Origin of the sequence: Streptomyces sp. NBC_01217, from assembly GCF_035994185.1 — a bacterium.
GTDB lineage: Bacteria > Actinomycetota > Actinomycetes > Streptomycetales > Streptomycetaceae > Streptomyces.
Genome location: NZ_CP108538.1, coordinates 2,304,839 through 2,326,806 on the forward strand (window position 1 = coordinate 2,304,839; position 21,968 = coordinate 2,326,806).

General features: G+C 71.6%; 22 protein-coding genes. 10 read left to right on the forward strand and 12 right to left on the reverse strand.

Annotation, left to right across the window (positions count from 1 at the left end; genetic code table 11):
* Window positions 1-9: 9 nt before the first annotated feature.
* The gene (locus OG507_RS10020) at window positions 10-1,503 is read right to left on the reverse strand and encodes an aldehyde dehydrogenase (RefSeq protein ID WP_327366808.1); all 1,494 of its coding nucleotides are present in this window, start codon (window positions 1,501-1,503) and stop codon (window positions 10-12) included.
* Window positions 1,504-1,755: 252 nt separating this feature from the next.
* Between OG507_RS10020 and OG507_RS10025 the strand changes: the two genes are divergently transcribed.
* A complete protein-coding gene (locus OG507_RS10025) occupies window positions 1,756-2,466 on the forward strand; it encodes a hypothetical protein (RefSeq protein ID WP_327366809.1) in 711 nt (236 codons plus the stop codon).
* Between the two features lie 31 nt (window positions 2,467-2,497).
* Here OG507_RS10025 and OG507_RS10030 read toward each other — a convergent pair whose 3' ends face one another.
* Together OG507_RS10030 and OG507_RS10035 are read right to left on the reverse strand one after the other, a co-directional pair.
* Window positions 2,498-2,824 carry a chorismate mutase gene (locus tag OG507_RS10030; protein ID WP_327366810.1) on the reverse strand — a complete coding sequence of 109 codons (327 nt, stop codon included), beginning with the start codon at window positions 2,822-2,824 and terminating at the stop codon, window positions 2,498-2,500.
* Between the two features lie 11 nt (window positions 2,825-2,835).
* Window positions 2,836-3,726: a helix-turn-helix domain-containing protein gene (locus tag OG507_RS10035; protein WP_327366811.1), complete on the reverse strand. Its 891-nt coding sequence runs from the start codon at window positions 3,724-3,726 to the stop codon at window positions 2,836-2,838.
* A gap of 189 nt (window positions 3,727-3,915) precedes the next feature.
* Between OG507_RS10035 and OG507_RS10040 the strand changes: the two genes are divergently transcribed.
* Window positions 3,916-5,748, forward strand: a complete 1,833-nt coding sequence (locus OG507_RS10040; protein ID WP_327366812.1) for a glycoside hydrolase family 35 protein — start codon at window positions 3,916-3,918, stop codon at window positions 5,746-5,748.
* A 22-nt stretch (window positions 5,749-5,770) separates the two neighbouring features.
* Here the strand turns inward: OG507_RS10040 and OG507_RS10045 are convergent, their stop codons facing one another.
* Window positions 5,771-6,547: a serine protease gene (locus tag OG507_RS10045; protein ID WP_327366813.1), complete on the reverse strand. Its 777-nt coding sequence runs from the start codon at window positions 6,545-6,547 to the stop codon at window positions 5,771-5,773.
* 232 nt (window positions 6,548-6,779) lie between these two features.
* On the opposite strand from OG507_RS10045, the gene OG507_RS10050 reads away from it, so the two are divergent.
* Complete coding sequence (locus OG507_RS10050; protein WP_327366814.1) at window positions 6,780-7,703, forward strand: hypothetical protein; 924 nt, start codon at window positions 6,780-6,782, stop codon at window positions 7,701-7,703.
* Window positions 7,704-7,774: 71 nt separating this feature from the next.
* Here the strand turns inward: OG507_RS10050 and OG507_RS10055 are convergent, their stop codons facing one another.
* Window positions 7,775-8,713 carry an SDR family oxidoreductase gene (locus tag OG507_RS10055; RefSeq protein ID WP_327366815.1) on the reverse strand — a complete coding sequence of 313 codons (939 nt, stop codon included), beginning with the start codon at window positions 8,711-8,713 and terminating at the stop codon, window positions 7,775-7,777.
* Window positions 8,714-8,799: 86 nt separating this feature from the next.
* Here OG507_RS10055 and OG507_RS10060 point away from each other — a divergent pair, with 86 nt between their 5' ends.
* Genes OG507_RS10060 through OG507_RS10075 form a run of 4 tightly spaced genes read left to right on the forward strand, consistent with a single transcriptional unit; the run spans window position 8,800 to window position 12,248 of the window.
* Entirely contained in the window at window positions 8,800-9,543 is a 744-nt protein-coding gene (locus OG507_RS10060) for an enoyl-CoA hydratase family protein (protein WP_327366816.1), read from the forward strand.
* Window positions 9,544-9,565: 22 nt separating this feature from the next.
* Window positions 9,566-10,435 carry a CoA transferase subunit A gene (locus tag OG507_RS10065; RefSeq protein ID WP_327366818.1) on the forward strand — a complete coding sequence of 290 codons (870 nt, stop codon included), beginning with the start codon at window positions 9,566-9,568 and terminating at the stop codon, window positions 10,433-10,435.
* Window positions 10,432-11,172, forward strand: a complete 741-nt coding sequence (locus tag OG507_RS10070) for a CoA-transferase subunit beta (protein WP_327366819.1) — start codon at window positions 10,432-10,434, stop codon at window positions 11,170-11,172. The genes OG507_RS10065 and OG507_RS10070 overlap by 4 nt, the downstream gene beginning before the upstream one ends.
* The gene (locus tag OG507_RS10075) at window positions 11,172-12,248 is read left to right on the forward strand and encodes an NAD(P)H-dependent flavin oxidoreductase (protein WP_327366820.1); all 1,077 of its coding nucleotides are present in this window, start codon (window positions 11,172-11,174) and stop codon (window positions 12,246-12,248) included. The genes OG507_RS10070 and OG507_RS10075 overlap by 1 nt, the downstream gene beginning before the upstream one ends.
* 40 nt (window positions 12,249-12,288) lie before the next feature.
* Here the strand turns inward: OG507_RS10075 and OG507_RS10080 are convergent, their stop codons facing one another.
* From OG507_RS10080 to OG507_RS10100, 5 genes are all read right to left on the reverse strand, one after another.
* Complete coding sequence (locus OG507_RS10080; protein WP_327366821.1) at window positions 12,289-13,965, reverse strand: DEAD/DEAH box helicase; 1,677 nt, start codon at window positions 13,963-13,965, stop codon at window positions 12,289-12,291.
* 177 nt (window positions 13,966-14,142) lie between these two features.
* Window positions 14,143-14,346 carry a cold-shock protein gene (locus OG507_RS10085; RefSeq protein ID WP_003969786.1) on the reverse strand — a complete coding sequence of 68 codons (204 nt, stop codon included), beginning with the start codon at window positions 14,344-14,346 and terminating at the stop codon, window positions 14,143-14,145.
* Window positions 14,347-14,727: 381 nt separating this feature from the next.
* Window positions 14,728-15,885 (reverse strand): acetyl-CoA C-acetyltransferase, encoded by a 1,158-nt coding sequence (locus OG507_RS10090; RefSeq protein WP_327366822.1) that lies wholly within the window; start codon window positions 15,883-15,885, stop codon window positions 14,728-14,730.
* Window positions 15,886-15,907: 22 nt separating this feature from the next.
* Window positions 15,908-16,519: a TetR/AcrR family transcriptional regulator gene (locus OG507_RS10095; protein WP_327366823.1), complete on the reverse strand. Its 612-nt coding sequence runs from the start codon at window positions 16,517-16,519 to the stop codon at window positions 15,908-15,910.
* Between the two features lie 61 nt (window positions 16,520-16,580).
* Window positions 16,581-17,363 (reverse strand): SDR family oxidoreductase, encoded by a 783-nt coding sequence (locus tag OG507_RS10100; RefSeq protein ID WP_327366824.1) that lies wholly within the window; start codon window positions 17,361-17,363, stop codon window positions 16,581-16,583.
* 84 nt (window positions 17,364-17,447) lie between these two features.
* Between OG507_RS10100 and OG507_RS10105 the strand changes: the two genes are divergently transcribed.
* The gene (locus OG507_RS10105; protein WP_327366825.1) at window positions 17,448-18,593 is read left to right on the forward strand and encodes an acyl-CoA dehydrogenase family protein; all 1,146 of its coding nucleotides are present in this window, start codon (window positions 17,448-17,450) and stop codon (window positions 18,591-18,593) included.
* Entirely contained in the window at window positions 18,593-19,633 is a 1,041-nt protein-coding gene (locus tag OG507_RS10110) for an acyl-CoA dehydrogenase family protein (protein WP_327366826.1), read from the forward strand. The genes OG507_RS10105 and OG507_RS10110 overlap by 1 nt, the downstream gene beginning before the upstream one ends.
* Here OG507_RS10110 and OG507_RS10115 read toward each other — a convergent pair.
* The gene (locus OG507_RS10115; RefSeq protein ID WP_327366827.1) at window positions 19,613-20,119 is read right to left on the reverse strand and encodes a pyridoxamine 5'-phosphate oxidase family protein; all 507 of its coding nucleotides are present in this window, start codon (window positions 20,117-20,119) and stop codon (window positions 19,613-19,615) included. The genes OG507_RS10110 and OG507_RS10115 overlap by 21 nt on opposite strands.
* An 81-nt stretch (window positions 20,120-20,200) precedes the next feature.
* The gene (locus tag OG507_RS10120) at window positions 20,201-20,836 is read right to left on the reverse strand and encodes a HutD/Ves family protein (RefSeq protein ID WP_327366828.1); all 636 of its coding nucleotides are present in this window, start codon (window positions 20,834-20,836) and stop codon (window positions 20,201-20,203) included.
* 141 nt (window positions 20,837-20,977) lie between these two features.
* Between OG507_RS10120 and OG507_RS10125 the strand changes: the two genes are divergently transcribed.
* On the forward strand, window positions 20,978-21,901 hold the full coding sequence (locus tag OG507_RS10125; protein WP_327366829.1) for a rhomboid family intramembrane serine protease: 924 nt from the start codon (window positions 20,978-20,980) through the stop codon (window positions 21,899-21,901).
* Window positions 21,902-21,968 lie beyond the last annotated feature (67 nt).

A 21,968-nucleotide genomic window follows, 5' to 3' on the forward strand; every position in this document is an offset into this window, starting at 1 on the left:
TTCTCGGGATCAGTTGGCGGCCCAGGGCAGCGGTGCGGTGTCGGTGGACCAGTAGAGGGACTTCTGCCGCTGGTAGCCGCGGATCAGGTCGCGGCCCTTCTCGGTGCCGATGCCGCTGTCCTTCAGCCCGCCGAACGGGGTGGAGATGCTGAACTGCTTGTACGTGTTGATCCAGACGGTCCCCGCGTCGATCCGGCGGGCCAGCCGCCAGGCCCTGGCGTGGTCCCGGGTCCAGATGCCGCAGGCCAGGCCGTACACGCTGTCGTTGGCCTGGGCGACGAGGTCGTCCTCGTCGTCGAAGGGCAGGGCGACGACGACCGGGCCGAAGATCTCCTCCTGGCAGACGCGTGCGGTGTTGGGCAGGCCGTCCAGAACGGTGGGGAGGTAGTAGGCGCCTTCGCGGTGGAGGCGGCCATCGGGCGCCGCTCCCCCGCAGCGCACTGTGCCGCCCTCCTCGCGGGCCAGGTCCACGTACGCGGCGACGCTGTCGCGGTGCTTGCGGTGGACGAGCGGGGCGACCTGGGTGTCCGGGTCGGTGCCGGGTCCGATGCGCAACTTCCGGGTGCGGGCGACGAGTTCGCCGACGAACTCCTCGTAGCGCGCACGGGCGACGAAGAGCCGTGACCCGGCGATGCAGCTCTGTCCGCTGGAGGAGAAGACGCCGTACATGACTCCGGCCAGGGCCTGCTCCAGGTCGGCGTCCTCCAGGACGATCGTCGGGGACTTCCCGCCGAGCTCCAGCGATGCGGGGATCAGCCTGTCGGCGGCGATGTGCGCGAGGGTGCGCCCGGTGTCCGTACCCCCGGTGAAGGTGATCTTCCCGACGGCCGGGTGGCGGACGATGGCGTCGCCGATGACGCTGCCGCGGCCGGGCAGCACGGAGAGCAGGGCGGTGGGCAGTGCGGCCTCGGTCAGTGCCCGGTGGACGAGGCGGCCGAGGGCTAGGGCGACGAGCGGGGTCCACTCGGCGGGCTTGAGGAGCACGGCGTTGCCCGCGGCGAGCGCGGGGGCGAGCTTCTGGGCGTCGCTGGCGATGGGCGAGTTCCAGGGGGTGATCGCGCCGACGACGCCGATGGGCTCATGGACGCTCATCGTGAGGTACGGGCCGCGGGACGGGGTGATCGCGTCCTCGGCGGTCTCCAGCGCGGCGGCGGTGTAGCGGAAGGTGCCGGCCGCGCTGAGCACGAGGGCACGGGTCTCGGCGCGGCACTTGCCGGTGTCGGCGGTCTGGAGCGCGGAGAGCCGGTCGGCGTCCTGCTCGACGAGGTCGGCGATGCGGTGGAGCAGCCGGGCGCGGAGGTGGGCGGGCAGCTCGCGCCACGCGGGGTCCTGGGCGGCGTGCGCGGCGGCGGTGGCGGCCTCCTCGACGTCGGCGAGGGATGCGGCGTGCACGGTGGCGATGACCTGGCCGGTGGCCGGGTCGACCGTCTCGATGAGGGCACCGCGGCCCTGTCGCCACTGTCCCGCGACCAACACCTCGTCCAACACCTCGTCGGCAAGCATCAGTCGGCCTCCTGCGATCGAATCGATTACCTCAGGGCTAAAAATCTAAGTGCTTAAGTAGTTGACCGCAAGACCCCGCGGCGAAATCTCTCTCGCCTGCCCCGCTGTACGCCACCGTCACTGGGGCCGCAACCGTACGGACGGACGGCTGCCGCGTCCCGCGTTGTGGGAGGCGCCGCAGGCAGGTGCCGGGAGGGAGTGTCGGGGCGGATGGGGCAGGCAGTGCGCACGCGTGGTGCGGGGCGGTGAGCCGTGGGTGTCGTGCCGTGGGGTGTGGCGGCCGGGGCGGTTGCCTGGTGTCTCGCGGGGAGTTGGCGCGCCGCGCACACGCAGAACTATCCCTGGAACGTCTGGACGCCCATCGGTTACGGCGCGGTCAGGGGCGTGTTCCTGGGGCTGCCGGCCGGCTGGTGTGCCGTGCTGGGCCTTCGGGTCGGGCGGGCGGCCCGGCAAAGGGAGGACAGCGGGGCGGCGCGTTTCGCTCGCCCGGTCTTCGTCGGCGGGCTGCTGGGCGGGCTGGTGCCCAGGTCGCTCCGGGACTTCCTGGGGGCGCCGCAGCCGCGGACGCTGTACCACTTCGACGGACCGAGGCCCGAATCGCAGTGGTACTGGCGGCCGTTGCTGTCCGAGTGGCTGACCTATACGGTGCTGCCGGCGCTGGGCTGCGCGGTGCTTCTGACGGTGGGGGCTCTGGTGTCCGCCCGTTCCCCGCGCCGCGAAAGCGTCGGCTGGGCGGTAGCGGGCCTGGTGGGGGCGGGGCTGCTGGTCCTCCCGCACTTCGCGGCCGCCGGGCTCCCCGCATCGGAGGGCGATGGCGGCCACGTCAATGAGTCGGCCTCGGCCGGGCTCGTCGTCCTCGCCACGGGTCTCGGTCTGCTGGTGAGTGCCTGGGTGGCGTGGTCGAGGCGCAAGCGGGCGGGCGGCCAGTCCGGCCCGTCCCCGCTGCAAGCCGGCGAGCGCTGAGCGGTCCGTGTGCGGGGCGGCGCCCCGGCGCTCACTCCTCCCCGTTCGTCGCCGACTCCTCCGCGATCCGTTCGTGGTGGCGGATGACCTCCGCCACGACGAAGTTCAGCAGCTTCTCCGCGAAGGCCGGGTCCAGGTGCGCGCTCTCCGCCAGCTGCCTCAGCCGGGCGATCTGCCGGCTCTCGCGGGCCGGGTCGGCCGGGGGGAGGTGGTGGGCGGCCTTGAGGTGGCCGACTTGCTGGGTGCACTTGAAGCGCTCGGCGAGCATATGGACAACAGCGGCGTCGATGTTGTCGATGCTCTCGCGCAGCCGGTTCAGTTCCGCGCTCACGGACTCGTCGATGTCCCTCGTGGTCATGGTCAGCGAGCTTAGACGGCCGGGCCCGGGGAGATCGTCGGTGGGTGTTCCGGGTCCGGGACCTGATCGCTCCAGCCGCCCGGGACGCTGCGGCCCTGCTGTTCGCGGAAGCGGACCGGGGCGGTGCCGACCCGGCGGGCGAACAGACGGGAGAAGTACGCCGGGTCGTCGTAGCCCACGCGGCGGGCGACCGCGGCGACCGGCAGGTCCGTGGCGGCCAGGAGCTCCTTGGCCCGGCCGAGCCGGATGCCGAGCAGGTAGTCCTTGGGGCTGCACCCCGCGCCCCGCCTTACCGCCGTACGCAGCTCGGCCGGTGTCATGCCGTGCCGGGCCGCGTGCTCGGCGACGGAAAGCGGCTGGAAGGCGTCCCGGGCGAGGGCCTGAAGGACGGGGTCTCCGTCGGGGCCGACATCGGCGCGGGCCCGGCGCAGGGCGACGAGGAGTTCATGGACGGCGGCACCGGTCTCGACCTCCAGCAGCGGGTTGCCGCGCCGTGCCGCCCGCACCATCCGCCCCACCGCGGCACGCGGCCCCGCCGTGTCGGCGAGGGGGACGAGCGGACGGTCGGGCTCGATGTAGCCGAGTTCGGTGTACGTGGCGGTGGCGGGGCCGGTGAAGTCGACGAAGCTCTCGTCCCAGCCGGTGCCCGGATCGGCGCCGTAGTGGTGCGGCGTGCCGGGGGTCAGCCAGATCAGGCTGGGGGCGACGACGGGCACCCGGCGGCCGTCAAAGCCGCTGAACCAGCCGCTGCCGGAGTTGATGACGACGGCCACGTGGTGGTCCAGGGTGCGCGGTCCGACCGTCGGCAGTGCGCCGTGCTGCAGTCCCACACCCAGGCAGACGAGGCCCAGCCGGTGGTGGAGCGGGCTGGGAGTGAAGAAGCGCATCCAGGTGTGGTACATCGGCCTTCCTTCCTCCCCGGTCCGGGCATCCGAACAGTTGTGTCCAAACAGCAGTGATCTTTGTCCATGGACCGGCCGCACGCCAGGGGCGAAGGTTGGTCACGACATTCCCCCCGGGTTCGCCCGCCCCGTGGTGCGTACCGGCGTACCGGCCCCGGGAGACCGCACGCACAGGAGAGTACGAGCACGATGGCTGACTTCACCGTGGGGGACGACCACTTCCGGCTCGACGGGAAGCCCGTACGGCTGCTGTCGGGGGCCCTGCACTACTTCCGGGTCCACGAGGCGCAGTGGGTCCACCGGCTGTCGATGCTGCGTGCCATGGGGCTCAACTGTGTCGAGACGTATGTGCCGTGGAATCTCCATGAGCCGCGGCCCGGCCGCTTCCGGGACGTGGCGGCGCTCGGCCGGTTCCTGGACGCGGCGCAGCGCGCCGGGCTGTGGGCGATCGTCCGCCCGGGACCGTACATCTGTGCCGAGTGGGAGAACGGCGGCCTGCCGGCCTGGGTGACGGGGTGGTTCGGGCGACGGGTGCGGACCCGTGACGAGGAGTATCTGGGCGCCGTGGAGCGGTGGTTCACGGCGCTGCTGCCGCAGGTGGTGCAGCGGCAGATCGGACACGGCGGCCCGGTGATCATGGTCCAGGCGGAGAACGAGTACGGGAGCTACGGCACCGATCAGGTCTATCTGCAGCGGGTGGCCGGGATGCTGCGGGAGCTCGGTGTGACCGTGCCGCTGTTCACCTCCGACGGGCCGGAGGACCACATGCTGTCCGGCGGCTCCGTGCCGGGCCTGCTCGCCACGGCGAACTTCGGATCGGGTGCGCGCGAGGCGTTCGAGGTACTGCGCCGCCATCAGCCGAAGGGGCCGCTGATGTGCATGGAGTTCTGGTGCGGGTGGTTCGAGCACTGGGGTGCCGAGCCGGTCGTACGGGATCCGGCGCAGGCCGCCGCCTCGCTGCGGGAGATCCTGGAGTGCGGGGCCTCGGTGAACATCTACATGGCGCACGGGGGTACGAGCTTCGCCGGATGGGCGGGGGCCAACCGGTCCGGTCCGCTGCAGGACCAGGGCTTTTTGCCGACGGTGACCTCGTACGACTACGACGCGCCGATCGACGAGTACGGCCGCCCCACGGAGAAGTTCCGGCAGTTTCGCAAGGTGCTCGCCGAGTACGCGGACGGGCCGCTTCCGGAGCTTCCGCCCGAGCCCGTCGGCCTGGCGGCCCCCGTACAGGCGGAGCTGACGGACTGGGCCCCGCTGGCCGCCGTGCTGGAGGCGCTGGGCGACGAGGAGCCGGCGCCGTCCGGCGTTCCGCCGACCTTCGAGGAGCTGGGCGTCGACCGGGGCCTGGTGCGCTATCGGGTCGGCGTCCCGGGCCCGCGCGGCCCGTACGCCCTGGGTGTGGCGGGGCTCCGGGACCGGGCCGTGGTGTACGTGAACGGGGTCCAAAAGGGTGTACTGAGCGACGAGAACGGCGCCCTGGACGAGCCGGTGGCCGGACCCGCGGAGGTCGAGCTGTGGGTGGAGTCGCTGGGCCGCATCAACTACGGGCCGCGGCTCGGTGAAGCCAAGGGGATCACGGGCGGGGTGCTGCACGAGCGGCAGTTCCTGCACGGTGTACGGGCACGGGCGCTGCGGCTGGAGGCGTTCGAGGAGCCGGACGCGCTGGCCGGGGTGGCCTTCCGGAGCACCTGGGGTGCCGATGGAGCGGGGGAAGCGGGGGAAGCCGGACGTACCGGACTGTTCCGGGGGACGTTCGAGGTCGCGGGTGCGGACGGCACCGGGCATGCGGGGCTCGAACTGCCGGACTGGACGCGCGGGTTCGTATGGGTGAACGGCTTCTGCCTGGGGCGCTACTGGTCGGCGGGCCCGCAGCGGACGCTGTACGTACCGGGGCCGGTGCTGCGGGAGGGCACCAACGAGGTGTGGGTGCTGGAGCTGGAGGGCGCGGGCGCACCGTATGCGCGGCTGGGCCCTGGGGTGCCCGTCCGGGCGGGCACCCCAGGGGATGTTCGGAGCTGATCCGGCACAGCCGGGCGGGGCGTCAGAGCGTGGACGCTGCCGAGGCTATGTTGGCGGCGAACGTCGAGACCTCGGTGTACACGCCCGGGTAGTCCGGCTGTGCACAGCCGATGCCCCAGCTGACGATGCCCACCTGGATCCAGGCTCCGGCGTTGTCCTTGCGGAACATGGGTCCGCCGGAGTCGCCCTGGCAGGTGTCCACGCCGCCGGTTCCGAGGTATCCGGCGCAGATCTCCTCGCTGGGGATGAGGTCGCCGTCGTACGCGCTCTGGCAGTTGGCGTCGGAGACGAACGGCACGGTGGCCTTCAGCAGATACCGCTGCTGTCCGCCGCCCTCGGTGGCGGCGCCCCAGCCCGCGACGGTGAAGGTGCCGGTGTTGTACGTGGTGTTGGTGGCGATCTTCAGAGTCGGCAGGTCGATGGGCTGGGCCAGCTTGATCAGCGCCCAGTCCTTGCCCGCGCCGTTGTAGCCGGGGGCCTGGAGGACCTTGGTGGACTTGACCTTGATGGCGCTGGAGGACTGGAGGTCGACGACGCCCGCGGTGGCGGTGATGGAGGTGTTGTTGCCCGAACCGTTCACACAGTGCGCGGCGGTGAGGACGATGTTCTTGGCGTAGAGAGCGCCGCCACAGCCCATGGACAGCCGGACCATGAACGGGAATTCACCCTGGGCGGCGCGGGTTCCGCCGACGACCGGGGTGGGGGCGGCGGACGCCCCGGCGGGCTGGAGGGAGACGGCCGCGAGGACCACGGCGGCTATGACGGAGCATCTTTTCACGGCGCGCAGAAGCTGCTTCAACGGACTGCCTTCTTTCGTGGGGGGTGCTTGTGGGGGGTTCTCGTGGGGGGTGCGTGCCCGGGTCGGGGCCGTGCCGCAGACAACCGAAACTCGTCATGCCCCCGACAAAGGCATGGTCCGGATTATCGAGAAATGATCACCGCCCCCACAAGGTCCACTTTCCGGCCAAGATCGTCCGGACCGCTGCGGCTACAGTGAAGAGCGGCCGAGCGTCGCGGATGGGGGTACGGACGTGACGTACAGCAGCCGGGACCACGGGCGAAACGGCAGTCCGGTGATCCATGGCTTTCCGCATCTCGACACCGTCCGGTCCGCGATCACGGCGCTGTACCGGCGACTGTCGTACGACGGGGTCCACGGTTACGCCCCGAGCCTCGTCCCCGCCGACGCCGCGTTCTCCGACAACGACGATCTCCATCTCGGCGCCCAGCGGGTGGCGCGGGCCGTGGTCCAGCACCTGCGCCTGCCGGACGCCCGCGTGATCGTCGGCTTCCGGACGATGGAGCATGCCGCGAGCGTCGAACTCGCCGCAGGGCCCGAGTACTTCATCGAGCTGAACGACCGGTTCCGCACCCATCGCAGAGACATCGGCGCCGCGCTCTCGCACGAGGTCATGCATGTGCTGCTGCACCGCCTCGGCCTGGAATTCCCCGGTACGCGCGACAACGAGATCCTCACCGACACCGCGACGACATATCTGGGCGCGGGCTGGCTGCTGCTGGACGCCTTCCGCGAGGACGCCGTGTCCAGCCAGAAGCTCGGCTATCTCACCCCGGAGGAGTTCGGATACGTCCTCGCCAAGCGGGCGTTCGCCTTCGACGAGGACCCCTCCCCGTGGTTCACGAGTCCACAGGCGTACACGGCGTACACGAAAGGGCGCGCCCAGGCTCTCCAGGACACCCGGCAGCCACCGCTCACGGCCGCGGGGTGGGCGGGCCGTCACCGTTACGCCAAGGACCGGCGGCACGCCCAGGAGCATCCGGGGACGGGGACGGCCCCGGGCCCCGCCACCCCGTACGCCTTCGAGAACGGCCCGCAGGGTCTCCGGGTCTCCTTCGCCTGCCCCACCTGCAATCAGCGCATTCGCGTTCCGGTGCGGGGGCGGGTGCGGGCCCGGTGCGGGTTGTGCCGGACGGTCCTGGACTGCACCACCTGAAGCAACCGGGGGCGCTGCCCCGGACCCCCGCTCCTCAATCGCCGGAGGGGCTTGATCCTGCCGGGCACGATTCAGCCCCCCGCCCCGTACACCGGCCGTGCCGGCTCCGCCTGCGCGAGCAGTTTCCGGGTCGCCTCGCCCGCCTCCGCCGGTGACCACCGGGCGCCCCGGTCCGCGGTGGGGCCGGGGCGCCAGCCCTGCATGACCGTGATGCGGCCGGCCTCCGTCTCGAAGACCCGGCCGGTCACCCCGTCGCTCGCCGCCGACCCGAGCCAGACCACCAGCGGGGACACGTTCCCGGGGGCCATCGCGTCGAACTCCCCCTCCCCCGGGGCCGTCATCGTCCGCGCGAACGTCCGCTCGGTCATCCGGGTCCGGGCGGCCGGGGCGATCGCGTTGACCTGGACCCCGTACCGGCTCGTCTCCGCGGCGGCGACGAGCGTGAGACCCACGATGCCCGCCTTCGCGGCGGAGTAGTTGCCCTGTCCGACGCTCCCGAGCAGCCCCGCACCGGAGCTGGTGTTGATCACCCGCGCGACCGGCGTGCGCCCCGCCTTCGCCTCGGCCCGCCAGTGCGCGGCCGCATGCCTCAACGGCAGGAAGTGGCCCTTGAGATGGACCCGCATCACCGCGTCCCAGTCGTCCTCGTCCAGATTCACCAGCATCCGGTCCCGCAGGAATCCCGCGTTGTTGACCAGCGTGTCCAGCCGCCCGAAGGCCTCCAGCGCGGCCGTGACCAGCGATGCGGCCCCTTCCGTCGTGGCGACGTCCCCGCCGTGGGCGACCGCTTCGCCGCCCGCCGCCACGATTTCATCGGCCACCTGACGGGCCGGGTCCGCCGAGCCTGCGCCGCCGTCCGGGCCGACACCGAGATCGTTGACCACGACCTTCGCCCCCTCGGCGGCGAAGGCCAGCGCGTGGGCCCGGCCGAGCCCGCGCCCGGCACCCGTCACGATCACGACGCGGCCCGCGCAGAGCCCCGTGCCGCGCCCGTCACTGTCTGCGGTCATGACCCGTCTCCTTGTTGGCGATGCGGGGGCAGGCTGCTACCTTCCACACCTAACAAATGTTTGGTGGAAAGGTAGCTGATTCGCCCATGGGTGTCTCCACCGCACGTCCCGGCAAGGGCATCTGTCTCCTCACGGTCGACTACCCGCCCGTCAACGCACTCCCGGTACGGGGCTGGTACGACCTCGCCGACGCCCTCCGCGCCGCGGGCCGCGATCCCGGGATCCGCTGTGTCGTGCTGGCCGCCGCCGGGCGCGGTTTCAACGCGGGCGTCGACATCAAGGAGATGCAGCGCGACACCGGGCACGACGTCCTGATCGGCGCCAACCGCGGCTGTTACGAGGCGTTCTCGGCGGTGTACGAGTGCGAGGTCCCGGTCGTCGCCGCGGTGAACGGCCACTGCCTCGGCGGCGGCATTGGTCTCGTCGGCAACGCGGACGCGATCGTGGCGAGCGACGACGCGACGTTCGGCCTGCCCGAGCTGGACCGGGGCGCGCTCGGCGCCGCGACCCATCTCGCCAGGCTCGTACCGCAGCACCTGATGCGCGCGCTGTACTACACCTCGCGCACCGCCACCGCCGCCGAACTGCACGCCCACGGCTCGGTCTGGAAGGTCGTACCCCGCGATGAACTCCTGGATACGGCAATGGAGTTGGCGGGCGAGATCGCCCGTAAAAACGGCTGTCTGATCCGGCTGGCCAAGGCCGCCATCAACGGGATCGACCCGGTGGACGTACGCCGCAGCTACCGCTTCGAGCAGGGCTTCACCTTCGAGGCCAACCTCGGCAAAGTCGCCGACCGCGTCCGCGGCACCTTCGGCAGGAAGACATGAGGAAGCGCGAGGAGGCATGACCATGACCGACAAGACCATGACGGCCGACGAGATCGTCTCCCGGCTCGGCAGCGGGATGACGATCGGCATCGGCGGCTGGGGCTCGCGCCGCAAGCCGATGGCGCTGGTCCGGGCGCTGCTGCGTTCCGGGATCAACGACCTCACGGTGATCACGTACGGCGGCCCCGACGTCGGCCTGCTCGCCGCCGCCGGAAAGATCCGCAAGCTGGTCACGGCCTTCGTCACGCTCGACTCGATCCCGCTCGAACCCCACTTCAGGGCGGCCCGCCAGCGCGGCGCGTTCGAGCTGATGGAGATCGACGAGGCGATGTTCATGTGGGGGCTGCACGCCGCCGCGAACCGGCTGCCGTTCCTCCCCGTCCGTGCCGGTATCGGTTCGGACGTGATGCGGGTCAACCCGGGCCTGCGCACGGTCACTTCGCCGTACGAGGACCGTGAGGAGTTCGTCGCGATGCCCGCCCTGCGGATGGACGCGGCACTGGTCCACATGAACCGCGCCGACCGGTTCGGCAACGGCCAGTACCTCGGCCCCGACCCGTACTTCGACGACCTGTTCTGCGAGGCCGCCGACACCGCGTACGTCTCCTGCGAACGTCTCGTGGAAACCGCCGAGTTGACCGGGAGCGCCGCCCCGCAGACCCTCCTCGTCAAGCGGCACTCCGTCACCGGCGTCGTCGAGACCCCGAACGGCGCGCACTTCACCTCCTGCGTCCCCGACCACCCGCGCGACGAGGCGTTCCAGAGGGCGTACGCGGCCGCGGCCGCCGACCCCGGTGCCTGGGCGGCCTTCGGCGACCGCTTCCTGCCCGCGGACGGCAACGAGAAGAGCTACCGGCTGGCCGTCGAGAACTGGCACGAGGAGCAGAAGTGAACAACCGGACCGCCTCCCGCGCCGAGTACTGCGTGATCGCCTGCGCCGATGCCTGGCGCGGCAACGGCGAGGTGCTCGCCAGCCCGATGGGGCTCATCCCGTCCGTCGGCGCCCGGCTCGCCAGACGCACCTTCTCGCCCGATCTGCTGCTCACCGACGGCGAGGCGCTGATCGTCGGCCCCGACGGCACGGCGGAGGGCTGGCTGCCGTACCGCCAGCACCTCACCATGGTCACGGGCGGCAGACGTCACGTGATGATGGGGGCGAGCCAGATCGACCGGTTCGGCAACCAGAACATCTCCTGCATCGGCGACTGGGAACAGCCCGCCCGCCAGCTCCTCGGCGTACGCGGCGCCCCGGTCAACACCCTGAACAACCCGGTCAGTTACTGGATCCCCAAGCACTCCACCCGGGTCTTCGTCGAACGCGTCGACATGATCTGCGGAGTCGGCTACGACAGTGCCGCGGCGGCCGGGCCCTCGGCGACCCGCTACCACCGCATCCCGCGCGTCGTCACCGATCTCGGCGTCCTCGACTTCGCGACCCCGGACCACTCGATGCGCCTCGCCTCGCTGCACCCCGGCGTCACCGCCGACCAGGTCCGCGAGGCCACCGGTTTCGCGCTCACGATCGCCGACGACGTCCCGTGCACCCGGGAGCCGACCGCCGCCGAGCTAGCCCTGATCCGCGAGGTCATCGACCCGAGCGGCACCCGGAACCGCGAGGTCCGGGTCTGATGCGGACCGCGCTCACGGACCTCGTCGGCGTCCGCCACCCCCTCGTCCAGACCGGTATGGGCTGGGTCGCGGGCCCCCGCCTGGTCTCCGCCACGGCCCGGGCCGGCGCGCTCGGAATCCTGGCCTCCGCGACGATGACCACGGAGCAACTGCGGGCAGCGGTACGGGAGGTCAGATCCCGTACGGACGAGCCGTTCGGCGTCAATCTGCGCGCCGACGCCGGTGATGCCCGCGAGCGGGTGCGGATCATCGTCGACGAGGGCGTGAAGGTGGCGTCCTTCGCGCTGGCCCCCTCGAAGGAGCTCATCGCCGAACTGAAGGACGCGGGCGTGGTCGTGATCCCGTCGATCGGTGCCCGGCGCCATGCCGAGAAGGTCGCGGCGTGGGGTGCGGACGCGGTGATCGTGCAGGGCGGCGAGGGCGGCGGGCACACGGGCGAGGTGGCAACCACCGTGCTGCTGCCCCAGGTCGTCGACGCGGTCGGCATCCCGGTGATCGCGGCGGGCGGCTTCCACGACGGCCGGGGCCTGGTCGCGGCGCTGGCGTACGGGGCGGCTGGCATCGCGATGGGGACGCGGTTCCTGCTGACGTCGGACTCGACCGTGCCGGACGCGGTGAAGGCCCGCTATCTGGCGGCGGGCGTCAAGGACGTCACCCTCACCACGGCGGTGGACGGGCTCCCGCACCGGATGCTGCGTACGGAGATGGTCGCCGCGCTGGAGAACGCGGGCCGGGTACGGGCGTTGGCCCAGGCGGTGCGCCGGGCTGCGGGCTTCAGGCGGATCTCGGGAACCGGCTGGTCCCGGATGGTGCGCGACGGTCTCGCGATGAAACACGGCAAGGACCTGTCCTGGAGCCAGGTACTGCTGGCAGCCAACACCCCGATGCTCCTGAAGGCGTCCATGGTCGACGGCCGCACGGATCTTGGCGTGATGGCATCGGGCCAGGTGGCAGGTCTGATCGAGGACCTGCCCAGCTGCGCGGAGCTGGTGGAACGGGTGATGGCGGAGGCCTGCGCGGCGCTGGACGCGGTGGCGGATGCGATGAACCCCCGTCCGGAACACGAGAAGCGGTGACCGGACGAATCCGGTCACCGCTTCTCATACGTACGTACTGCTACGCGACCCTGCGGCCACGCCCTGCCGCAGCGCCACCGCGTCCCGCCCCGGAACCGGAACGCCCGGCACCGGAACGCCCGGCACCAGCACCGGCACCGCGTGCCTCACCGCTGCCCCGGCCGCCGCCCGCAGCGGAACCGGAACCCGCGCCACGGGCGGAACCGCCCGTACCCCGGCCCTCGCCGCCGCCCTGCCCGGCACCACCGCGCCGACCCCGGCCGCGGCTGCCCGAGCGGAAGCCCGTGCCACCCGCCGCGGCCCCGCCCGGCCGCGTGCGCGGCTTCGGCGGGGTCGGCTGCGGGACCTCGATGACGATCGCGACACCGGACGGTTCGCGGGCCCCGGTGATCCGGGTGAGCTCCTCGTCGCTGGACTTGATCCGGGTGGTCCGCGGAGCGATGCCCGCATCGGCCATCAGCCGGGTCATCTCCCGCTTCTCCTCGGGCAGCACCAGGGTGACGACGCTGCCGGACTCCCCGGCACGGGCGGTGCGCCCACCACGGTGGAGGTAGTCCTTGTGGTCGGTCGGCGGGTCCACGTTCACGACCAGGTCGAGGTCGTCGACATGGATGCCGCGCGCCGCCACATTCGTCGCGACGAGCGCGGTGACCTGGCCGTTCTTGAACTGGTCCAGCGTCCGGTTGCGCTGCGGCTGCGAACGTCCGCCGTGCAGGGCGGCAGCCCGTACACCGCTGGCGAGCAGCCGCTTGGCGAAGCGGTCGGCGGCGCGCTTGGTGTCCACGAACATGATCACGCGGCCGTCGCGGGCGGCGATCCTGGTGGCGACGGCCTTCTTGTCGGTCTCGTCGGCCACGTGCAGCACATGGTGCTCCATGGTGGTGACCGCACCCGCGGACGGGTCGACCGAGTGCACGACGGGGTCGGTCAGGAACATCTTGACCAGCCGGTCGATGTTCTTGTCGAGCGTCGCGGAGAAGAGCATCCGCTGACCGTCGGGCTCGACCTGCTTGAGCAGGGCGACGACCTGCGGCATGAAGCCCATGTCGGCCATCTGGTCGGCCTCGTCGAGGACGGTGATGGCGACCTGGTCGAGGCGGCAGTCGCCGCGCTCGATGAGGTCCTTCAGCCGGCCGGGCGTGGCGACGAGCACCTCTGCGCCGCGGCGCAGCGTGCCGGACTGCTTGCTGATCGACATGCCGCCGACGACGGTGGCCAGGCGCAGGTTCACGGATGTCGCGTACGGCGTGAGCGCGTCGGTGACCTGCTGGGCGAGCTCGCGGGTCGGGACGAGAACCAGTGCGAGCGGGGCGCGCGGCTCGGCGCGCCGTCCGCCGGTGCGGGCCAGCAGCGCGAGGCCGAACGCAAGGGTCTTGCCGGAGCCGGTGCGGCCGCGGCCGAGGATGTCCCGGCCTGCGAGCGAGTTCGGCAGGGTGGCGCCCTGGATCGGGAACGGATCGGTGACGCCCTGCGCGGCAAGGGTTTTCAGCAGGGCTGCGGGCATGTCCAGCTCGGCGAACGCCTCGACGGCGGGCAGTGCGGGGGTCATGGTTTCGGGCAGGGCGAATTCACCCTGCGGCGGCGTGGCCCTGCGACGGGGCGACGCCTTGCCGGATCCCTTGCCGGAACCCTTGGCGGTTGCCTGTGCCGGGGCCGTTCCGCGCCCCCTCGACGGGCGGTTGCGGGCGGATCGGTCCTGGCGTTCGGAGCGGGTCATACGGAATTGCCCTCCTGGGGGATTCCTGAGGAGTCCTGGGGATTCCTGGGAACTGCTTGGGGACTGCTGGGGAGCGCTGTGGGACGGCACGCTTCTTCGTCATGCCCCGGGGACAGCACAAGCCGGGACCCGCACCTTCACGGTGCGGGCCCCGGCTGCGAGGTACGCGTCCGGCAATTAGGCCGGGACGATGTTCTCCGCCTGCGGGCCCTTCTGGCCCTGCGTGACGTCGAAGGAGACCTTCTGGCCCTCCTGGAGCTCACGGAAGCCCGAGGTGGCGATGTTGGAGTAGTGGGCGAAGACGTCGGCGCCGCCGCCGTCCTGCTCGATGAAGCCGAAGCCCTTTTCCGAGTTGAACCACTTCACGGTTCCAGTAGCCATGTCATTCTCCTAAAAGAGGTGCAGTGCCGGAAATCCGCACTTTACGAATTCCAAGTCGCCGCATTGAGCCCCACCCGGAGAAAGCCGGAAAACAATAATGCGCCTGAGGAAGCATTCCCGTCAGGCGCACATAAAGTTCATGGGTACCAAAACTGCAACACGGCAACCGTAGCACGATCTGCCGGTCGGGGGTGGGACACGCCGCGCCGCCGGTCGGCGAATTTTCTGCCCGGACCCTTGGGGTAACTGGCCCGGAGCGAGTTGAGAACCGTGCCGAAACTCGTCTCGAAGCCCTGTCGGAGCGCTTGGGCGCCCTGGTCGGGGGCCGGGGCACGGGCCGGGACGGGGCCAGTGCGGGGCCCCGCCGGAGCCGGTCCGGGGTCAGAGCCGTTCGATGATCGTCACGTTCGCCTGGCCGCCGCCCTCGCACATGGTCTGCAGCCCGTAGCGGCCGCCGGTGCGCTCCAGCTCGTGCAGCAGAGTCGTCATCAATTTTGTACCGGTTGCGCCGAGCGGGTGCCCCAGGGCGATCGCGCCGCCGTTGACGTTGACCCTGTCCGGGTCGGCCCCGGTCTCCTTCAGCCAGGCCAGGACGACCGGGGCGAATGCCTCGTTGATCTCGACCAGGTCGATGTCGTCGATGGTCATTCCGGCCTTCTTGAGCGCGTACGCGGTGGCCTGGATCGGCGCCGACAGCATCCGGATCGGGTCCTCGCCGCGCACCGAGAGATGGTGGACGCGGGCGCGCGGGGTGAGGCCGTGCTCGGCGACGGCGCGCTCGGAGGCGATGAGCATGGCGGCGGCGCCGTCGGACACCTGAGAGGAACAGGCGGCGGTGATCGTGCCGCCGTCCAGGACCGGCCCCAGGCCCGCCATCTTCTCCAGGGTGGTGTCGCGGCGCGGTCCCTCGTCGATGGTGACGTCGCCGTAGGGGACGGTCTCGCGGGCGAAGCGGCCCTCGTCGATGGCGCGGATCGCGCGCCGGTGGGAGCGCAGGGCGAACTCCTCCATGTCCGGGCGGCCGATACCCCACTTCTCGGCGATCAGCTGGGCGCCGTGGAACTGGTTGACCGGCGCGTCCGCGTACCGGGCGCGCCAGCCCTCGCTGCCCGCGTACGGGCCGTCCGTCAGGCCGAGGGGTTCGGCGGCCTGACGGGAGGCGAAGGCGATCGGGATCTGCGTCATGTTCTGGGTGCCGCCCGCGACCACGAGGTCCTGGGTGCCGGAGAGGACGCCCTGGGCGGCGAAGTGGACGGCCTGCTGGGAGGAGCCGCACTGGCGGTCGACGGTGACGCCGGGGACCTCCTCGGGCAGTCCGGCCGCCAGCCAGCAGGTGCGGGCGATGTCACCGGCCTGCGGTCCGACGGTGTCGAGGCAGCCGAAGACCACGTCCTCGACGGCCGCCGGGTCGATTCCGGTCCGCTCGACGAGGGCCCTGATGACATGGGCGCCGAGGTCGGCGGGGTGGACCCGGCCGAGCCCTCCGCCCCGCCGGCCGACCGGGGTGCGTACCGCTTCGACTATGTAGGCCTCGGCCATGACTGCTGCTCCTCGGGTGGGCTCAGGTGTCCAGGGCGATGCCGTCCAGGACCATCGAGAGGTACTGACGGGCGATCTCGTCGGGGCTGTGCTGCCCGCCGGGCCGGTACCAGGACGCCGCGACCCAGACGGTGTCGCGGACGAAGCGGTAGGTGAGGCGGATGTCGAGGTCGGCGCGGAAGGTCCGGTCGCGGACGCCGCGCTCCAGCGTGCCGAGCCAGGCCTTCTCGAACTTCTGCTGGGAGTCGAGGAGGTACTGGAAGCGCGGCTGGGTGGCCAGGTGCCTGGATTCCTTCTGGTAGATGGCGACGGCGGCGCGGTGCCGGTCGATCTCCCGGAAGGACTCGGTGACGAGGGCCTCGATGGTCTCCCGGGGTCCGAGTCCGGCGGCGAGCACCGCGTCGTACCCCTCCCAGAGTTCGGTGAGGAAGGTCGAGAGGATCTCGTCGATCATCGATTCCTTGGAATCGAAGTGGTAGTAGAGGCTGCCCGCGAGCATCCGGGCCTCGTCCGCGATCCTGCGGACGGTGGTGGCGTTGTATCCCTGCGCGGCGAACACCTCGGCGGCGGTGGCGAGCAGTTCGCGGCGGCGCTCGGGTGAGGGAGTCGCCTGGGGCTTCTTCTTGGTAGGCACCCGTCCATTCTCCGCCCGGCCGTTCTCCGCCCGGTCCGTTCGCTGCCCGGCCGCCCTCCCGTCAGGCATGCCGGCTGCTGACGGAGACGACTTCACCCGTCATGTACGAGGAGTAGCCGCTGGCGAGGAAGACGATGACGTTGGCGATCTCCCACGGCTCGGCGTAGCGGCCGAAGGCCTCCTTCCCGGTCAGTTCGTCGAGGAGTTCGGCGGAGGTGACCTTCACCAGGTGCGGGTGCATGGCGAGGCTCGGGGCGACGGCGTTGACACGTACGCCGTACTCGGCGGCCTCGATCGCGGCGCACCGGGTGAGCGCCATGACGCCCGCCTTGGCGGCGGCGTAGTGGGCCTGGCCGCTCTGGGCGCGCCAGCCGGCGACGGAGGCGTTGTTGACGACGATCCCGCCGCGGCCCGCCGCCCTGAGCGATCGCAGGGCGGCCCGGGTGCAGCGGAAGGTGCCGTTCAGGGTGACGTCGAGGACCTTGGTCCACTGTTCGTCGGTCATCTCGGTGAGTTCTGCGGTGCCGCCGAGGCCCGCGTTGTTCACGACGATGTCGAGGCAGCCGTGGACCTGTTCGGCATGGGCGAAGAGTGCCTGGACCTGGGTCTCGTCGGTGACGTCGCAGGGCAGGGACGTGACGCGGTCCGCTCCGAACCCCTCGGCGAAGGCCCGTTCCGCCTCCTTCAGCCTGCGGGCGTGTGCGTCGCCGATGACGATGCGGGCGCCCTCTTCGAGGAATCTGCGGGCGGTGGCGCCGCCGATTCCGGTGCCCGCGGCCGCGGTGACCACGGCGCTGCGGCCGGCCAGCAGGCCGTGTCCGGGTACGTACTGCGGTGCGCTCACGCCTGCGCCTCCTCGGTCCGCGGATCCTCGACGGTGCTCTGCCCGTACGTTAACCTACCAAACACTTGTTAGGGAGAGTGTGTGATGGATCTGTCGTACACGGCCGAGCAGGAGTCGTTCCGGGCCGAGGCCCGGCGGTGGCTGCGGACCCATGTGCCCGCCGGGCCGCTGCCGTCCCTGGAGACCGCCGAGGGCTTCGCCGCGCACCGGGAGTGGGAGGCCCATCTGTACGCGGACCGCTGGTCGGTCGTCTCCTGGCCTGTCGAGTACGGCGGCCGGGGCGCCGACATCTTCGGGTGGCTGATGTTCGAGGAGGAGTACTACGCGGCGGGCGGCCCGGGCCGGGTCTCGCAGAACGGCATCAACCTCCTCGCGCCGACGCTCTTCGACCACGGCACGGACGAGCAGCGGGCCCGGGTCCTGCCGTCGATGGCGAGCGGCGAGGTGATCTGGGCGCAGGCCTGGTCCGAGCCGGAATCGGGCTCGGACCTGGCGTCGCTGCGCTCAAGGGCGGTGCGCGCGGATGGCGGCTGGCTGCTGTCGGGGCACAAGACCTGGTCCTCGCGGGCCGCGTTCGCGGACCGGGCGTTCGGCATCTTCCGTACGGATCCCGGGGCCGCGAGGCCCCATCACGGACTGACGTATCTGATGTTCGACCTGTCGGCGCCCGGGGTCTCGGTCCGGCCGATCGGGCGGCTCGACGGCAGGCCCGCCTTCGCCGAGCTGTTCCTGGACGAGGTGTTCGTACCGGACGAGGACGTCATCGGGGAGCCCGGGCGGGGGTGGCGTATCGCCATGTCGGCCACGGGCAACGAGCGCGGCCTCACGCTCCGCTCCCCCGGCCGCTTCCTGGCCGCCGCGGACCGGCTGGCCGCGCTGTGGCGCGGCCACGGCGACCCCTCGGACACGGCGCTGCGGGACCGGGTGGCGGACGCGGTGATCGGGGCGCGCGCGTATCAGCTCTTCACCTGCGCCAATGCGTCGCGCTTCGCGACGGGGGCGGCCATCGGCGCGGAGTCCAGCCTGAACAAGGTGTTCTGGTCCGAGTACGACATCGCACTGCACGAGACGGCACTCGATCTGCTGGGCCCGGACGCGGAGCTGGCCGATTCCGCGTGGGCCGAAGGATACGTCTTCTCCCTCGCGGGCCCCATCTACGCCGGTACGAACGAGATCCAGCGCGACATCATCGCCGAGCGGCTGCTCGGCCTGCCGAAGGGACGGCGCTGATGCGTTTCCTGCTCGCCGACGAGCAGCGGGATTTCGCCCGCTCGCTGGACGCGATGCTGACCGCCTCGGACACTCCTGCGGTGATACGTGACTGGGCCGCCGGGAACCACGGTCCCGGCAGGGCCCTGTGGACGCGGCTGGCCCGGGCGGGGGTGTTCGCCCTCGCGGTACCGGAGGCGTACGAGGGCCTCGGGCCGCTGCCGGTGGAACTCGCGGTCGCCTTCACGGAGTTGGGGCGGCACGCGGTGCCGGGTCCGGTCGTGGAGACGGTCGCGGCCGGGATGCTGCTGGGGGACGTGGGCGGCGCGGCGGCCAAGGAGTGGCTGCCGCGGCTGGCGTCCGGGGCGGCGTCGGTGACGCTCCGGATGGACGGGTACGGGCCTTATGCGCTGGACGCGGATGCCGTGGACGCCGTGTTCGCGGTGAGCGGCGACGAGCTGTGGCTCGCGCCCGGGCCCGGCGCGCTCAGCGTGTCGTGCGACCCGGCCCGGCGGCTGTGGCGCCCCGAGCCGGGCGGGGAACTGCTCGCATCGGGGCCCCGGGTGGCGCGGGCGGCGGAGCGGGCCGGGCGGTGGGCGGCGTTCGCGACGGCCGCGCAGGCGCTCGGCACGGGTGAGGCGCTGCTGCGGGCCACGGTCGCGTACGTGAAGCAGCGCACCCAGTTCGGTGCGGCCATCGGCTCCTTCCAGGCGGTCAAGCACCGCCTCGCGGACGCGCTGACCGGGCTGGAGTTCGCGCGTCCGCTGCTGTACGGGGCGGCGCTCGCGCTCACCGGGGAGGAGGCGCCCGGCGCCGGCGCGCAGGTGGCTGCGGCCAAGGTGACGGCGGGCGAGGCGGGGTACGCGGCGGCGCGGGCGGCACTGCAGCTGCACGGGGCGGTGGGATACACGCAGGAGCTGGACCTGTCGCTGTGGCTGCGGAAGGCACGCCCCCTGCGGGATGCGTGGGGGACGCCGGGGGCCTGCCGGGCGCGGGTGCTCGCCGACGGGCCGGCCGCGCCCGCCGCCCGGCCCCCCGTGTCAGGAGGTTTCGCTCAGTGAGCCGTCGTCGTTGCCCCTTCGCAAGGTGCGCAGCGGGTGACCGGGACGCCATACCTGGATGACCAGGGTGTCGCCGCCTTCGAGACCGGTGCGTACCACCTCGGTCAGCTCCACCCGGAAGAGGTGGAAGGGTTCCGGCGGCTTCGCCTCCTCGATGAAGCGGGCCAGCACGGCGGGGTCGGTCACCTCCACCGCGCGGCCGGAGATCCGGACGTCCCCGTCGGCCATCTCGGCGTCCGGTCCGGGGTTGGCCTGCACCGCGAACCGCGGATCGCGCAGCAGATCCAGCGCCTTGCGCGAGTTCGGCATCATGCCGAGGAACGGCTCACCCAGCCGGAAATCCACTTCGAGGCCGGTCACGCGCGGCGACCCGTCGTTGCGCAGGGTCGCCAGGACGTGGTGCTTGTACTGCTGGAAGCGGGTCCGGACGGTGTCGGCGAAGGCCGGCTCCGCCGAATGGAACTCTTCCCAGGAACTCGATGTCATGAGTCCAGGAAAGCCTGGAAACCCGACATCTTCTGTCCGGATTTCGGGATCTCCGGGTATCCGGTTTCCCGGGTACCCGGCTCAGCCACTCGGGCCCGACAGGGTCACCACCAGTGCCCACCCCTGAGTCCGGAGCACCCTCGGCGATTCTCCCTCCACCAACAGCGCGTCGTAGCGGTCCAGTCCGATGTCCTGGCCGTCGATCACCGCACCGTCCTCCAGCGCGATGGCCAGCACCGCCCCGCCCCGGGGCGCCGAAAGCCGGACCGTGCCGCGTACCACCGCGACCTGCGCGCTCGTACGCTCCCTGCGGTACATCACATTGACGTTCACGACCGGGCCGCCGAGCAGCCGGCCCTCCGTCTCCAGGTCACCGGGGAAGTCGTGCGGCCAGTACTGCTCGTCGACGATGTGGTGCTCGCCGCCCACCACGAGGTCCATCCCGGCGCCCTCGACCACGGTCAGCGTGCGCTCGACCCCGGGGAACGACGAGAAGGGCCCGTCCCGGGACACATCGGCAAGGCTGACCCGCCAGTCGAAGCCGTCCAGCGGCGCGCCCTCGGGGGACGCCGCGATCTCGCGGGTGACTCCCCCGCCGTTCTTCCAGGGCGTGGCCGTGCGGTCGGCCGCCCGCAGGACGACGAGCGCGGGGGCGCTCTCCTCGATCTTGCGGGGGCCGATCGCCGGACCCTCTGCGGCGGCGGACGAGCCGGCCATGCGGATTCTCCGATCCTCGACGTCCCGGAGCCCCGAGCGTAGGCCACCCGGGTCCGCCCCGGGCGGGCGGCGTTCGCTATCTTGATCTGCTGCCGTCCCCACCGGCCGCTCGTGTCCCGCCCACCCGTGAAGGAGCCTGCCGTGGACGCCGCGGTCACCACCTGTTACCGCCATCCGTCGTACGAGACGTATGTGAGCTGCACCCGTTGCGAACGCTTCATCTGCCCCGACTGCATGCGCGAGGCCGCTGTCGGTCACCACTGCGTGGAGTGCGTGAAGGAGGGGCAGCGCTCCATCCGGCAGGCGCGGACGGTGTTCGGCGGTGCGGTGCCGAGGTCCGCGGTGCCGCTCGTCACGTATGTGCTGATGGGCCTCAACATCCTGGCGTACCTGGGCGAGTTGGTCCGTCCCGGGATCGTCGACCGGTTCGAGATGCTCGGCGCCGGGCTGAACGGCCCGGACGGGGCCCGGTACGTCTACGAGCCCGGATCCTTCCCCGGCTTCGATGCGGTCGGTGTGGTGGACGGCGAGTGGTACCGGCTGCTGACCGGGGCCTTCCTGCATCTCCCGCCGGACGAGTCGTCCTTCGGCTCGGTGCCGTTCGGGGTGCTGCACATCCTCGTCAACATGTACGCGCTGTGGAATCTGGGCCGGGTCGTCGAGGAGCAGCTGGGCCGGGCGCGCTATCTCGCGCTGTATCTGCTGTCCGCGCTGGGCGGTTCGGTCCTGGTGTATCTGATCGCGCCGTCCGCCGGCACGGTGGGTGCCTCCGGGGCGGTCTTCGGTCTCGGTGCGGCGTTCTACGTCATCAACCGGCGCCTGGGCCGCGACATGCAGGCGGTGAACCGGTTCATGGCCGGGTTCCTGATCTGGATGCTGGTCTCGGCCGGATTCACCTCGTGGCAGGGGCACCTGGGCGGGCTGCTGACGGGTGGCATCGTCATGGTGGCGTACGCGTACGCCCCGGCGAAGCGCCGTACGGCGGTCCAGGCCGCCGCGTGTGTGGTGCTGCTCGCCGTACTGGTGCTGCTGGTTGTGCTGAAGACGTCCGCGCTGTCGGGCTGAGTCCCGACCGCCCCTTCGACCGGTCCCGGAACGCGCCACGGCGCCTGCCGAGATCGTCCGGTCGGGG